Genomic DNA, 13590 nt, shown 5'->3' on the forward strand with positions numbered 1-13590 from the left:
ATTATAGTTAATTAAATGATATTGAAAATGATTATCAATGCCCTGTGAAGTGTGTGGTTAATGTACAAATCGATGCGCTAACATACTGATAGAAGAGGGCGGCGGGTGGCCGCGTCAAGCCATCGCCCCGGCACGTGGGTTACTCTCTATACTGTAGGGAGCGCCAAGGTCGAAATGTATCGAAATGTGCCAATGCGTTCACTGAATGAGCACGAGTGTGTAACAACCACAAGCACGCTGTGGTAATATGGCCGGCGTTCGTAGCAAGCATAACAACAGTGACATTCGCGTTTGCCGCGCTAGCGGGGCAGGCGCATTTGAACAATGTGACAATCGAGAGTAAAGGAGACCCCCATGCAGGTCAGCAGAAGGCAGTTCTTTAAGATCTGCGCTGGCGGTATGGCAGGAACGACGGTGGCCGCGCTGGGCTTTGCCCCCGAAGTGGCGTTGGCGGAAACCCGGCAGTACAAACTGCTGCGCGCCCGTGAGACCCGTAATACCTGTACGTATTGTTCCGTCGGCTGTGGGCTGTTGATGTACAGCCTTGGTGATGGCGCCAAGAACGCCAAAGAAAGCATTTTCCATATCGAAGGGGATCCGGATCACCCGGTAAACCGCGGCGCGCTTTGCCCGAAAGGTGCCGGCCTGGTTGACTTCATCCACAGCGAAAGCCGCCTCAAGTACCCGGAATACCGGGCGCCAGGGTCGGACAAATGGCAACGCATCAGCTGGGACGACGCCTTTACCCGCATCGCCAAGCTGGTGAAAGAAGACCGCGATGCCAACTTCATCAAAACCAACGACCAGGGCGTTACCGTCAACCGTTGGCTGACCACCGGCATGCTGTGCGCCTCGGCCGCCAGCAACGAAACCGGTTTTCTGTCGCAAAAATTTAGTCGCGCTCTCGGCATGCTTGCCGTAGACAACCAGGCGCGTGTCTGACACGGACCAACGGTAGCAAGTCTTGCTCCAACATTTGGTCGCGGTGCGATGACCAACCACTGGGTTGATATCAAGAACGCGAATTTGATTATCGTCATGGGCGGTAATGCGGCGGAAGCGCATCCGGTGGGGTTCCGCTGGGCGATGGAAGCCAAAATACACAACAATGCCAAGCTGATCGTGATCGATCCGCGCTTTACCCGAACCGCATCGGTGGCGGACTTCTACACGCCGATCCGCTCCGGGACCGACATCGCTTTCCTGTCGGGCGTGTTGCTGTATCTGATGACCAACAACAAGTTTAACCGCGAGTACGTCGAGGCCTACACCAACGCCAGCCTGCTGGTGCGGGAAGACTTTGCCTTCGAAGACGGCTTGTTCAGCGGCTACGACGCGGATAACCGCAAGTACGACAAAACCACCTGGAACTACCAGTTCGACGAGAACGGCTTCGCCAAGCGCGACGTCACGCTGCAGGATCCGCGCTGCGTGTGGAACATGCTGAAGCAGCACGTGAGCCGCTACACGCCTGACGTGGTGACCAACATCTGCGGCACGCCGAAGGACGATTTCCTCAAGGTGTGCGAATACATCGCCGAAACCTGCGTCGCGGATAAAACCGCTTCGTTCCTGTACGCCCTGGGCTGGACTCAGCACTCGGTCGGCGCGCAGAACATCCGTACCATGGCGATGATCCAGCTGCTGCTTGGCAACATGGGCATGGCGGGCGGCGGCGTCAACGCGCTGCGCGGCCACTCCAACATCCAGGGTCTGACCGATCTCGGCCTGCTGTCGCAGAGCCTGCCGGGCTACATGACGCTGCCGTCGGAGAAACAGACCGATCTCGACACCTACCTGAAGGCCAACACGCCGAAGGCGCTGCTGCCGGGCCAGGTAAACTACTGGGGCAACTACCCGAAATTCTTCGTCAGCATGATGAAGACCTTCTACGGCGATAAGGCGCAGAAGGACAACAGCTGGGGCTTTGACTGGTTGCCGAAGTGGGACAAAGGCTACGACGTGCTGCAGTACTTCGAGATGATGGCGCAGGGCAAGGTCAACGGCTACTTCTGCCAGGGCTTTAACCCGGTGGCGTCGTTCCCGAACAAAAACAAGGTAGTGGCTTCGCTGTCCAAGCTGAAGTTCCTGGTGACCATCGATCCGTTGAACACCGAGACCTCCAACTTCTGGCAGAACCACGGCGAGTTCAACGAGGTGGATCCTTCGCAGATCCAGACCGAAGTGTTCCGCCTGCCGTCCACCTGCTTCGCCGAAGAGAACGGTTCGATCGTCAACTCCGGCCGCTGGCTGCAGTGGCACTGGAAAGGCGCGGACGCCCCGGGCGAAGCGCTGAACGACGGCGAGATCCTGGCGGGCATCTTCAGCCGCCTGCGCGAGATGTATGCGCGCGACGGCGGTGCGGTGCCTGAACAGGTGCTGAACATGCGCTGGGACTACCTGACGCCGGACAACCCGGCGCCGGAAGAGGTGGCGCAGGAGAACAACGGCAAGGCGCTGGCGGATCTGCTGGATGCCGACGGCAAAGTGGTGGTGAAAAAAGGCGAGCTGCTCAGCTCGTTCGCGCAGCTGCGCGACGACGGCACCACCGCCAGCGGTTGCTGGATCTTCGCCGGCAGCTGGACGCCGGCCGGCAACCAGATGGCGCGGCGCGACAACGCCGATCCGTCCGGCCTCGGCAACACGCTGGGCTGGGCCTGGGCATGGCCGCTCAACCGCCGAATTCTGTACAACCGCGCCTCGGCGGATCCGCAGGGTAAACCGTGGGATCCGAAACGCCAGCTGCTGGAGTGGGACGGCGCCAAGTGGGTCGGGGCCGATATCCCGGACTACAGCACCGCTGCGCCGGGCAGCGACGTCGGGCCGTTCATCATGCAGCCGGAAGGCATGGGCCGCCTGTTCGCCACCGACAAGATGGCGGAAGGGCCGTTCCCTGAACACTACGAGCCGTTCGAAACGCCGCTCGGCACCAACCCGCTGCACCCGAACGTGGTGTCCAACCCGGCGGCGCGCGTGTTCAAGGACGATCTGGCGGCGATGGGCAAATCCGACAAGTTCCCGTACGTCGGCACCACCTATCGTCTGACCGAGCACTTCCACTACTGGACCAAGCACGCGCGGCTGAACGCCATCGCGCAGCCGGAGCAGTTCGTGGAGATCGGCGAAAAGCTGGCGGAGAAGAAGGGCATCAAGCAGGGCGATACCGTGAAGGTCAGCTCCAACCGCGGCTACATCAAGGCCAAGGCGGTGGTGACCAAACGTATTCGCACGCTGCAGGTGCACGGCCAGGAAGTCGACACCATCGGCATCCCGATCCACTGGGGTTACGAAGGGGTGGCGAAGAAAGGCTTTATCGCCAACACGCTGACGCCGTTCGTCGGCGACGCCAATACGCAAACGCCGGAGTTCAAGGCGTTCCTGGTCAACGTGGAAAAGGTGTAACGGAGACGAATCATGGCCATGCAATCTCAAGACATCATTCGTAAATCCGCCACCAATGGTTTCACGCCGGCGCCGCGCGCCCGTGACCACCAGGAAGAAGTGGCCAAACTGATCGATGTCACCACCTGTATCGGCTGCAAGGCCTGTCAGGTGGCCTGTTCCGAATGGAACGACATCCGCGACGAGGTGGGGCACAACGTCGGGGTGTACGATAATCCCGCCGATCTGACCGCCAAGTCGTGGACGGTGATGCGCTTCTCCGAGGTGGAGGAAAACGGCAAGCTGGAATGGCTGATCCGCAAGGATGGCTGCATGCACTGCGCCGATCCGGGCTGCCTGAAGGCCTGCCCGTCGGAAGGCGCGATCATTCAGTACGCCAACGGCATCGTCGACTTCCAGTCCGAGCACTGCATCGGCTGCGGCTACTGCATCGCCGGCTGCCCGTTCGACGTACCGCGCATGAACAAGGACGACAACCGGGTGTACAAGTGCACCCTGTGCGTCGACCGCGTGGACGTCGGCCAGGAACCGGCCTGCGTGAAAACCTGCCCGACCGGCGCCATTCACTTCGGCACCAAGGAAGCGATGAAGCAGGTGGCGGCGGATCGCGTCAGCGAGCTGAACACCCGCGGCTACCAGAACGCCGGTCTGTACGATCCGGCAGGGGTGGGCGGCACGCACGTGATGTACGTGTTGCACCACGCTGACAAACCGCAGCTGTATCACGGTTTGCCGGACAACCCGAGCATCAGCCCGGCGGTGACCTTCTGGAAGGGCGTGTGGAAACCCCTGGCGGCCATCGGTTTTGCCGCCACCTTCGCGGCCAGCGTGTTCCACTATGTCGGCGTCGGGCCTAACCGCGTCGACGATGAGGACGAGCACGACGAGTCGCATGACGAGGAGACGCGCAAATGAGAAAGGAAAAGCCCATTCAGCGTTACAGCGCACCGGAGCGCATCAACCACTGGATCGTGGCGTTTTGCTTCGTGTTCGCCGCCATCAGCGGGCTGGGGTTCTTCTTCCCCTCCTTCAACTGGCTGATGAACATCTTCGGGACGCCGCAGCTGGCGCGCATTCTGCACCCGTTTGTCGGGGTGATCATGTTCGCCGCGTTCCTGCTGATGTTCCTGCGCTACTGGAAGCATAACCTGATCAACCGGGAAGATATCGTCTGGGCCAAGAACATTCACAAAATCGCCATGAACGAGGAAGTGGGTGACACCGGGCGCTATAATTTCGGCCAGAAGTGCGTGTTCTGGGCGGCGATTATCAGCCTGGTGCTGCTGCTGGCCAGTGGCGTGGTGATCTGGCGGCCGTATTTCGCGCCGTCGTTCTCCATCCCGCTGATCCGCATCGCGCTGCTGGTGCATTCGCTGGCCGCGGTCGGCCTTATCATCGTGATTATGGTGCACATTTACGCCGCATTGTGGGTAAAAGGCACCATTACCGCGATGGTGGAAGGCTGGGTGCCGGCGGCCTGGGCCAAGAAACATCATCCGCGCTGGTACCGTGAGGTCCGCGAGAAACGACAGGAAGATAAACCCTGATGAGTATCCGCATCGTTCCTAAAGAGCAGTTAGGGGCACAGCGTGAGAAGTCCACAACGGCGGAGAACATCCCGCCGTTACTTTTCGCCAACCTGAAAAGCCTGTACAGCCGCCGCGCCGACCGTCTGCGTCAGCTGGCGGTCGACAACCCGCTGGGCGACTACCTTAACTTCGCCGCCGAACTGGCGCAGGCGCAGCAGCATGCGCTGCACGATAATCCGCTGGCGCTCGATCTGAGCGAAGCGTTGGCGCAGGGCGCCGCCAGCGGCAAACCGCCGCTCGATCTGAGCGTGTTCCCGCGCAGCGAGCACTGGCGCAAGCTGCTGACGTCGCTGATCGCCGAGCTGCGCCCGCAGGCGCCGGAGCACATTCTGACGGTGCTGGACAACCTGGAGAAAGCCTCGGCGCACGAGCTGGAGCTGATGGCCGACGCCTTGCTCAACCGCGAGTTCGGCAAGGTGGGCAGCGAGAAGGCGCCGTTCCTCTGGGCCGCGCTGTCGCTCTATTGGGCGCAGATGGCCAGCCTGATCCCCGGCAAGGCGCGCGCCGAATACGGCGAGCAGCGTCAGTTCTGCCCGGTGTGCGGCAGCATTCCGGTCTCCAGCATGGTGCATATCGGCACCGTCAACGGCCTGCGCTACCTGCACTGCAACCTGTGTGAAAGCGAATGGCACGTGGTGCGGGTGAAGTGCAGCAACTGTGAGCAGACCCGCGATCTCAACTACTGGTCGCTGGACAGCGAACAGGCGGCGGTGAAGGCGGAAAGCTGCGGCGACTGCGGCACTTACCTGAAGATCCTCTATCAGGAAAAAGACCCGCAGGTTGAAGCGGTGGCCGACGATCTGGCTTCGCTGGTGCTGGACGCCCGCATGGAAGAGGAAGGCTTCGGCCGCAGCAGCATCAATCCGTTCCTGTTCCCGGCGGAGTAACCGCCCGGCCCCGTTCGCGCGGGGCCGGACCCGCAATTTAAGAACGGGCTTCTGGCATTCGCCCGGGCGAGTTGCTACGTTTAGGCCATGACGCGCCAAGCGAAAGGAACCACGATGTTAAATACCCTGGCAAAACTGACCGCGGTCGCTGTGCTGGCGATGGGGCTGGCGGCCTGCGACAACAAGGACGACACCAAACCGGCGGTGCCGCCACCGGATACCAAACCGACCGTGACGCAGCCCGCGCCACCGCCGCCTGCGCCGGTAGAAACCCCGCCCGCGCCGCCGGGGCTGAACGTGTCGCTGCAGAAGGGCAAAATCACCTTCGAGTTGCCGTCAGGCTTTAGCGATCAAACGCTGAACAGCGGCATCATCAATGACAGTACCTCCACTATCCAGCGCTTCCTCGATGGCAAGTCGCGCCAGAGCGCGGTTTCGTCCGAAGTGATCCCGCCGGACGGCATGAAGATCAATACCAGCGACAAAATGCTGAAAGAGCTGACGCAGAGCGCCATTACGGTGCTGGCCGAGCGCTATCAGAATATCCAGACCACCAAAGAAGAGAATTTCACCGTCGGCAAACAAAAGTTTCGCCGGGTGGATACCGAGCAGACCGTCAACGGGCAAAAGGTGGTTTCCACCCTGGTGTTGACGGTGTTCAACAAGCGAGTAGTGACGCTGCAAATGCTGTCGCCGGCCAAAACGCCGGAAGTGCATCAGGCGCTGGTGCAGCGGATTATCGATACTCTGGCGGTGAAGTAAGGGCATTGCGCCGCGGCCAGGACGAAGCGGAGGAGACCGGATGAAGCTTATCGGCAGTTACACCAGCCCCTTTGTGCGCAAGATTTCCGTGATGCTGCTGGAGAAGGGGATTGCGTTTGAATTCGTCAACGATCCGCCGTATGAGCCCGGCAGCCGGGTGAAGGAGCAGAACCCGCTCGGCAAAGTGCCGGTGCTGATCGCCGATGATGGCGAGGTGTTTTACGACTCGCCGATCGTGGCCGAATACCTCGAACTGCTGACGGTGGAGCCGGCGTTTTTGCCGGCCGATCGCGCCACCGCGCTGCGCGTCCGCCGGGTGGCGGCACTGGCGGACGGCGTGACTGAAGCGGCGGCGACGCTGTTCCGCGAAAGCCGGCGCGCGCCGGAAAAGCAGGACGAAAACTGGATGCTGCGCCAGCGTGACAAGCTGACGCAGGGCCTGGACGCATTGGAGGCGCTGGCGCAGGAAAAAACGTGGCTCAATGCCGAGCGGCTGACGCTGGCGGATATCGCCACCGGCTGCGCGTTGGGCTACCTCAATTTCCGCCACATTCTGCCCAACTGGTGCGTCCAACGTCCGGCGCTGGTCAAGCTGGCCGAACGCCTGTTCGCCCGCGAAAGTTTCGCCCGCACGGCACCGCCCTGAACGTTCTTTTCTCCCCGCCGCGGCGGGGTTTTGCTATGCCGATACGTCTAAATTGAAAACCGAGCGACCATGAGCACTGAATCCCACCTTCTTTACAGTCAACTGCCCGCCATCGACCGTCTGCTGCGTGAACCCGCGATTGAACCGCTGGTGGCTCAGCATGGCCAGACGCTGATCGGCGAACTGTTGCGCCGGCTGCAGGCCCAGGCGCGCGACGCTATCAAGCAACAGCAACGTTTACCGGCCTGGTGCGGCGACTGGCCGCAGGCGCTGCGGGCGGAGCTGGCCCGGCAGCAACGCCCGGCGTTATTGCCGGTGTTCAACCTCAGCGGCACCGTGCTGCACACCAACCTCGGGCGCGCCCTGCTGGCGCAGCCGGTGAAGGACGCGGTCAGCGCGGTGATGGGAGAGGCGGTGACGCTGGAGTACGATCTGGACGGCGCCGGGCGCGGTCATCGCGATCGGGCTGTGGCGAGTCTGCTGTGCCGGCTGACGGGCGCGGAAGACGCCTGCATCGTCAATAACAACGCGGCGGCGGTATTGCTGATGTTGGCGGCGATCGCCCCCGGCAAAGAGGTAGTGGTGTCGCGCGGCGAGCTGGTGGAAATCGGCGGCGCGTTTCGCATTCCCGACGTGATGCGTCAGGCCGGCTGCCAATTGGTGGAAGTCGGCACCACCAACCGCACCCATCTGAAAGATTACCGCCAGGCCATCAGCGAGCAGACTGGCCTGTTGATGAAAGTGCACACCAGCAACTACAGCATTCAGGGCTTTACCGCGGCGGTCGACGAGGCTGAACTGGCGCTGCTCGGGGCCGAACAGGGCGTGCCGACCGCTACCGATCTGGGCAGCGGCTCACTGATCGATATGGCGCAGTACGGCCTGCCCGCCGAACCGATGCCGCAGCGGCTGCTGGCCGCCGGCGTCGATCTGGTGACGTTCTCCGGCGATAAGCTGCTGGGTGGCCCGCAGGCCGGCATCATCGTCGGCAAAAAGGCGCTGATCGCTCGCCTGCAGCAGCATCCGCTCAAGCGCGCGCTGCGCGTCGGCAAGCTGACGCTGGCGGCCCTGGAGGCCACGCTGCGGCTCTATCTGCAGCCGGAAAAACTGGCTGAGCAGCTGCCGACGCTGCGGCTGCTGACCCGCCCGCAGCAGGAGATGCAACAGGCGGCCGAGCGGCTGCTGGCGGCGCTGAGACCACGGTTCACCGCCGATTTCGACCTGCGCGCCGAACCGTGCTGGTCGCAGATTGGCAGCGGTTCGCTGCCGGTGGATCGCCTGCCCAGCTATGCGCTGACCTTCACGCCGCGCGACGGCCGCGGCGCCACGCTGGAAGCGTTGGCTGAGCGCTGGCGCCGCCTGCCGCAGCCGGTGATCGGCCGCCTCGGCGACGGCCGGCTGTGGCTGGATCTGCGCTGTCTGGAACATGAAGGGGCGCTGATCGACGCGTTGAGCGCATCATGATCATCGCCACCGCCGGCCATGTCGATCATGGCAAAACCACCCTGCTGCAGGCGATCTCGGGGATCAATGCGGATCGCCTGCCGGAAGAGAAGCGCCGCGGCATGACCATCGATCTGGGCTACGCCTACTGGCCGCAGCCGGATGGCCGGGTGTTGGGCTTTATCGACGTGCCCGGCCACGAGAAATTCCTCGCCAATATGCTGGCGGGCGTCGGCGGCATCGACCATGCGTTGCTGGTGGTGGCCTGCGATGACGGCGTGATGGCGCAGACCCGCGAGCATTTGGCGATCCTGCGCCTGAGCGGGCGCCCGGCGCTGACGGTGGCGCTGACCAAGGCCGACCGGGTGGAGGCGGCGCGTGTTGACGAGGTACGCCGCCAAGTGCGCGACGAGCTGGCGCGCCAGGGCTGGCCCGATGCGCCGCTGTTTGTCACCGCTGCGGCGGCGGGAGAGGGCATCGAGGCGCTGCGCGCGCATTTGCTGGCGTTGTCGCCCGGCGAGCACGCGCTGACGCGCCGTTTTCGCCTGGCGGTAGACCGTGCGTTCAGCGTCAAAGGGGCGGGGCTGGTGGTGACCGGCACCGCGCTGGGCGGCCGGGTGAAGGTGGGGGATACGCTGTGGCTGACCGGCGCCGACGCGCCGGTGCGGGTGCGCGGCCTGCATGCCCAGAATCAAACCGTGGAACAGGCGCAGGCCGGGCAACGCATCGCGCTTAACATCAGCGGCGATGTCGATAAAGATCGGATCGCGCGCGGCGATTGGCTGCTGGCGCAGCGCCCGCCGGAGGCGGCGGAACGCATTCTGGTGGCGCTTGAGACGGATCGGCCGATCCGCCATTGGCAGCCGCTGCATCTGCACCATGCCGCCAGCCACATCACCGGGCGCATTTCGCTGCTGAACGACGGACTGGCGGAACTGATCCTCGATCGCCCGCTGTGGCTGGCGGAAAACGATCGGCTGGTGCTGCGCGATATCGGCGCGCGGCAAACGCTGGGCGCGGCCCGGGTGCTCAGGCTGAATGCGCCCAAGCGCGGCAAGCGTCAGCCGGACTATCTGGCATGGCTGCAGGCCTTGGCGCAGGCGCAAGACGACGTGCGGGCGCTGGCGCTTGAGCTGCCGCACGGCGCGTTGTCGCTGGTGGCGTTCGCCTGGGCGCGTCAGTTGACCGACGACGGCCTGGCGGCACTGCTGGCGAACCGCGATCTGCTGATCGTCGGTGACCGAGCGCTGGCGCAGGAGCAGGTGCAACAGGCGGAGAGCCGCCTGCTACAGGTGCTGGCGGAGTACCACCAACAGCACGCCGACCAGCTGGGGTTAGGACGCGCCCGCCTGCGGCGCATGGCGCTGCCTCAGCAGCCGGAAGCGCTGGTGTTTATGATGATCGAGCGGCTGCTGAAGGCCGGCGCGCTGCGCAATACGCGCGGCTGGCTGCACTTGCCGGAACACGGCCTGGCGTTCAGCGCCGACGAGGCGCCGCTGTGGGCGCGCATCGAACCGCTGTTCGGCGACGAGCCGTGGTGGGTGCGCGATCTGGCGAGCGAACTGGGCGAGGAAGAGAGCCGGGTACGGGCGCTGCTGCGCAAGGCGGCTCAGCTGGGCCATGTGACGGCGGTGGTGGTGGATCGCTACTACTTCAGCCGGCGCATCGATCAGTTCGCGGCGCTGATCCGCGAGCTGGATGCGGAGCGCGGGGGCGCCAACGCCGCCGATTTCCGCGATCGGCTCGGCGTCGGGCGCAAGCTGGCGATCCAGGTGCTGGAGTTCTTCGATCGCAGCGGCTTTACCCGCCGCAAGGGCAACGAGCATCTGCTGCGCGACGGCGGGCTGTTCGGTAGCGAGTCCCCTACCCGATAAACCTGACGGCGGCCCGGCTGACGTCGGGCGTTTGGGCGGTGAGAAACGCCTGTAAACGTTCGATCAGCGGCCGTTTTGCCGATTCTTCCGGCCAAACCAGATAGTAACCGTCGCCGGTACGCACGGCGGCGTCACAAGGCAGCGCCAATAACCCCTCCTCAATCGTCCGCAGGCTCAGCGCCAGATCGCCGATCGAAACGCCGTGCCCGGCGATGGCCGCCGCGTTGCCCTGTTCCAGCGAATCAAATACCTGGCCGCGTGTGAGATCGATCGGGGCTGCGATGCCGCTTTTTTGCAGCCAGCGCCGCCAGTCGCGCCGATCGGGCGAAGGATGGATCAGCGGGCAGGTGGCGAGATCGCGCTGCGCGTCGGCGAGCAGCGCGGGGGCGCAAATTGGGATCAGCCATTCGTCGAACAGTTTGGCGGCGGCGGTGTTGGCGCCGAAATGGCCGTTGCCGAGCAGGATGGCGCAGTCGTAGGGTTCGCTGAAAAAATCCACGCTGTCGATGTCCATCCAGACGCTGGCTGCCTGCACTTCGAACGCCTGCACCGTTTGCCGGAATCGGCTCAGGCAGTCCAGCAGCCAGCGCAGGGTCAGGGTGGAGGGCGCCTTCAGCCGCAGCAGATCGCGGTGGCTTCTGAACAGCTCGCAGGCTTGCTCGATGCGGCCAAACCCTTGCTGCAGCTCGGCGGCGAAGATTTTCCCCTGCGGCGTGACCTCGATGCGCGGGCCGTTGCGCTGGAACAGCCGGCAGCCGAAGTGTTGCTCCAGCGTTTTGATGTGTTTGCTGACGGCGCTCGGGGTGAGATGCAGCTCGTCGGCAGCCAGCGTGAACGAGCCGGTGCGGGCGGCGCTCTCGAAGGCGCGCAGGGCGTAAAGCGGCGGAAGGGAACTGGCCATCGCGGCGTCTCTAAGAATGAGTCTGATTCACAGTAAACGACAGGATTACTCCTTTTTCAAGGCGGGGGCTACGGCATCATAATGATCCGACGCCAACCGCCTGAATGTGAGTGAAATAAAGATGAACCTGTCGTTGCTGGCGGCGTATTTCGCCGCCATTTTCATGCTGATCGCCACGCCGGGGCCGGTGGTGGTGATGGTCGCCAACACCGCGGCGCGCTTTGGCGCCCGGCGCGCGTTGTTGACCGCGCTGGGCAGCAATGGGGCCTCTTTGTTGCTGATCGGCATCGCCGCGCTGATCGTCACCGGGCTGTTCGCGGTGGATATGCGCATGCTGCAGTGGGTAGGCCTGTTGGGCTGCCTGTTTATCGGCCGCATGGCGATCGTCTCGCTGTATGAGGATTTATCCGCGCGAACCCCCGATGCGCAGCCCGTTGCGCCGTCGCAAAAACGCTCGGCGATCGCGAACGGCTTTCTGGTGGGCATCGCCAACCCCAAGGACATCATCTTCTTCGTCGCCTTTTTTCCGCAGTTCATCGCCGTCACCCCCTCGATCGGCGCCAGCCTGACGCTGCTGACCGCGCTGTGGGTGCTGGCGGATTTCGCCATCTTGCTGGCCTATATCACCCTGCTGTCGGGAACGGCGCTGCAGCGCGCGCGGCGGGCGATCTCTGTCCTGTCGGCGTTGCTGCTGTTGGGGGTGGCGGTAGTGGGAGCGGGGTATGCGCTGTGGGAGCTGCTCGGCTGAGGCCGCATAAAAAAACGCCGGTCGGGAAACCGGACCGGCGTTTTATCGTCGCGCTTAAGCCGCGCCGTTCGGCTGCGGCGTGGGGTCGCCGCCGCGGCGTTTGCCGATAAACAGCGCCACCAGCGTCAGCCAGCACAGGCCGCTGATGAGGTTGAACAGGTTGAACAGCCCACTGCCGCCCCAGACGTAGGCGACCTTGGCCAGCTCGATGCCGACGGTGAACACCATCATGCTCAGCATGCCCATGGTGGCGGAAACGGTGCCTTTGCTGACGTTGCTGGAGAACAGCGTCAGGCGGTACAGGCCGGCGTTGGCGAGGCCGATGCCGAAGGCGTACAGGCTCAGGCCGGCGGTCATCCACAGGTAGGCGTGGCTGGAGAACTGGGTCGCCAGCGCGGCGATCAACAGCCCCAACAGCATCGGGCCTGCGCCCAGCTTGATCAGGCGCTCTACGCTGTTTTTGCCGGTCAGGCGCGCCAGCGTCAGGTTGCCGAGGATGAGTGCGCCGAACACCGGGATCTGCAGCAGACCGTAGTCCAGGGTCGACAGCGACTCACCGCTGATCAGGATCACCGGCGATTGGGCGATCCAGGCCAGCAGCGGCAGGCTGGCGAAACCGATCGCCAGCGCGCCGCACAGGAAGCGGCGGTTGCCCAGCACCTGGCGGTAGTCGCGCCACAGATTGGCGGCGGAAAACGCCTCGCCCTGCAGCGTGGCGGTTTCCGGCATGGCTTTCCACAGGCCGTAGAAGGCGATGGCCGCCAGCGCCGCAAACAGCACGAACATGCTCTGCCACGGCGCGATGTGGATCAGCGCTGCGCCGGCCAGCGGCCCGAGCAGCGGGGCGATCAGCGCCACGTTGGCCATCAGGGCGGTGATTTTGATGCACACCGCCTCTTCGAACGACTCCTGAATGGTGGCGTAGCCGACCGCGCCGATGAAGCACAGGCCGATGCCCTGCAGGAAACGCATGGCGATGAACTGCTCGATGTTGGTGACCAGCAGGATCGCCAGGCAGGAGACGATAAAGAACGCCACCCCGGCCAGCATCACTGGGCGACGGCCGCGGCGATCCGACAGCGGCCCGAGCAGCCACTGCAGGAAGATGCCGCCGGCCAGATAGGCGGTCATCGAGGTAGGCACCCACTCTTCACCGGCGTTGAAATCCGCCACGACGGCCAGCATGCCCGGCTGAATCATATCGTTGCCGATATAGGTGGCGAACTCGAACAGCACCAGACAAAGAGGGAATAAAAGCGCCTGCCGGCCCAAACGTGCCGCAGGTGGTAATGTCGTTTTCATATTATTGTACTGATAGTAAAAGAGAAAAAGGAACTG

The 13590-nt window shown here is 63.5% G+C and carries 11 protein-coding genes; 9 read left to right on the forward strand and 2 right to left on the reverse strand.

The features are described 5' to 3' along the window. Positions 1-354: 354 nt before the first annotated feature. The 8 genes from fdnG to selB all read left to right on the forward strand — a co-directional run bounded on the left by fdnG (position 355) and on the right by selB (position 10603). Positions 355-3402, forward strand: a complete 3048-nt coding sequence (gene fdnG / locus QMZ29_RS12040; RefSeq protein WP_261426357.1) for a formate dehydrogenase-N subunit alpha — start codon at positions 355-357, stop codon at positions 3400-3402. A 12-nt stretch (positions 3403-3414) separates the two neighbouring features. Then, positions 3415-4317 carry a formate dehydrogenase subunit beta gene (gene fdxH / locus QMZ29_RS12045; protein ID WP_033649532.1) on the forward strand — a complete coding sequence of 301 codons (903 nt, stop codon included), beginning with the start codon at positions 3415-3417 and terminating at the stop codon, positions 4315-4317. Beyond that, positions 4314-4949, forward strand: coding sequence for a formate dehydrogenase cytochrome b556 subunit (gene fdoI, locus QMZ29_RS12050; RefSeq protein WP_004934017.1), 636 nt, complete (start codon positions 4314-4316; stop codon positions 4947-4949). The genes fdxH and fdoI overlap by 4 nt, the downstream gene beginning before the upstream one ends. Beyond that, positions 4949-5878: a formate dehydrogenase accessory protein FdhE gene (fdhE, locus tag QMZ29_RS12055; RefSeq protein ID WP_043140774.1), complete on the forward strand. Its 930-nt coding sequence runs from the start codon at positions 4949-4951 to the stop codon at positions 5876-5878. Before fdoI ends, fdhE begins: the two co-directional genes overlap by 1 nt. A 114-nt stretch (positions 5879-5992) precedes the next feature. Further along, entirely contained in the window at positions 5993-6640 is a 648-nt protein-coding gene (locus QMZ29_RS12060; protein WP_141996933.1) for a DcrB/PsbP domain-containing protein, read from the forward strand. A 40-nt stretch (positions 6641-6680) separates the two neighbouring features. Then, positions 6681-7286 carry a glutathione S-transferase gene (locus QMZ29_RS12065; protein WP_141996935.1) on the forward strand — a complete coding sequence of 202 codons (606 nt, stop codon included), beginning with the start codon at positions 6681-6683 and terminating at the stop codon, positions 7284-7286. 69 nt (positions 7287-7355) lie between these two features. Beyond that, positions 7356-8750: an L-seryl-tRNA(Sec) selenium transferase gene (gene selA / locus QMZ29_RS12070; protein WP_141996937.1), complete on the forward strand. Its 1395-nt coding sequence runs from the start codon at positions 7356-7358 to the stop codon at positions 8748-8750. Then, entirely contained in the window at positions 8747-10603 is a 1857-nt protein-coding gene (selB, locus tag QMZ29_RS12075; protein WP_261426345.1) for a selenocysteine-specific translation elongation factor, read from the forward strand. Before selA ends, selB begins: the two co-directional genes overlap by 4 nt. On the opposite strand, the gene QMZ29_RS12080 is transcribed toward selB, so the two are convergent. Further along, positions 10593-11504, reverse strand: a complete 912-nt coding sequence (locus QMZ29_RS12080) for a LysR family transcriptional regulator (protein WP_173889406.1) — start codon at positions 11502-11504, stop codon at positions 10593-10595. The genes selB and QMZ29_RS12080 overlap by 11 nt on opposite strands. Before the next feature lie 121 nt (positions 11505-11625). Between QMZ29_RS12080 and QMZ29_RS12085 the strand changes: the two genes are divergently transcribed. Next, positions 11626-12252 carry a LysE family translocator gene (locus tag QMZ29_RS12085; protein ID WP_173889404.1) on the forward strand — a complete coding sequence of 209 codons (627 nt, stop codon included), beginning with the start codon at positions 11626-11628 and terminating at the stop codon, positions 12250-12252. 54 nt (positions 12253-12306) lie between these two features. Here QMZ29_RS12085 and QMZ29_RS12090 read toward each other — a convergent pair whose 3' ends face one another. Beyond that, entirely contained in the window at positions 12307-13554 is a 1248-nt protein-coding gene (locus QMZ29_RS12090) for an MFS transporter (RefSeq protein ID WP_261426343.1), read from the reverse strand. Between the last annotated feature and the right edge of the window lie 36 nt (positions 13555-13590).

Origin of the sequence: Serratia sp. PF-27, assembly GCF_030053255.1 — a bacterium.
Classification (GTDB): Bacteria; Pseudomonadota; Gammaproteobacteria; order Enterobacterales; family Enterobacteriaceae; genus Serratia; species Serratia bockelmannii.

What these genes read in the sequence shown, in the direction of transcription:
- QMZ29_RS12090 (WP_261426343.1), bottom strand. Translation starts at nt 13,554, where the DNA reads ATGAAAACGACATTACCACCTGCGGCACGTTTGGGCCGGCAGGCGCTT.
- fdhE (WP_043140774.1), top strand. Translation starts at nt 4,949, where the DNA reads ATGAGTATCCGCATCGTTCCTAAAGAGCAGTTAGGGGCACAGCGTGAG.
- fdxH (WP_033649532.1), top strand. Translation starts at nt 3,415, where the DNA reads ATGGCCATGCAATCTCAAGACATCATTCGTAAATCCGCCACCAATGGT.
- QMZ29_RS12060 (WP_141996933.1), top strand. Translation starts at nt 5,993, where the DNA reads ATGTTAAATACCCTGGCAAAACTGACCGCGGTCGCTGTGCTGGCGATG.
- QMZ29_RS12080 (WP_173889406.1), bottom strand. Translation starts at nt 11,504, where the DNA reads ATGGCCAGTTCCCTTCCGCCGCTTTACGCCCTGCGCGCCTTCGAGAGC.
- fdoI (WP_004934017.1), top strand. Translation starts at nt 4,314, where the DNA reads ATGAGAAAGGAAAAGCCCATTCAGCGTTACAGCGCACCGGAGCGCATC.
- QMZ29_RS12085 (WP_173889404.1), top strand. Translation starts at nt 11,626, where the DNA reads ATGAACCTGTCGTTGCTGGCGGCGTATTTCGCCGCCATTTTCATGCTG.
- selA (WP_141996937.1), top strand. Translation starts at nt 7,356, where the DNA reads ATGAGCACTGAATCCCACCTTCTTTACAGTCAACTGCCCGCCATCGAC.
- QMZ29_RS12065 (WP_141996935.1), top strand. Translation starts at nt 6,681, where the DNA reads ATGAAGCTTATCGGCAGTTACACCAGCCCCTTTGTGCGCAAGATTTCC.
- selB (WP_261426345.1), top strand. Translation starts at nt 8,747, where the DNA reads ATGATCATCGCCACCGCCGGCCATGTCGATCATGGCAAAACCACCCTG.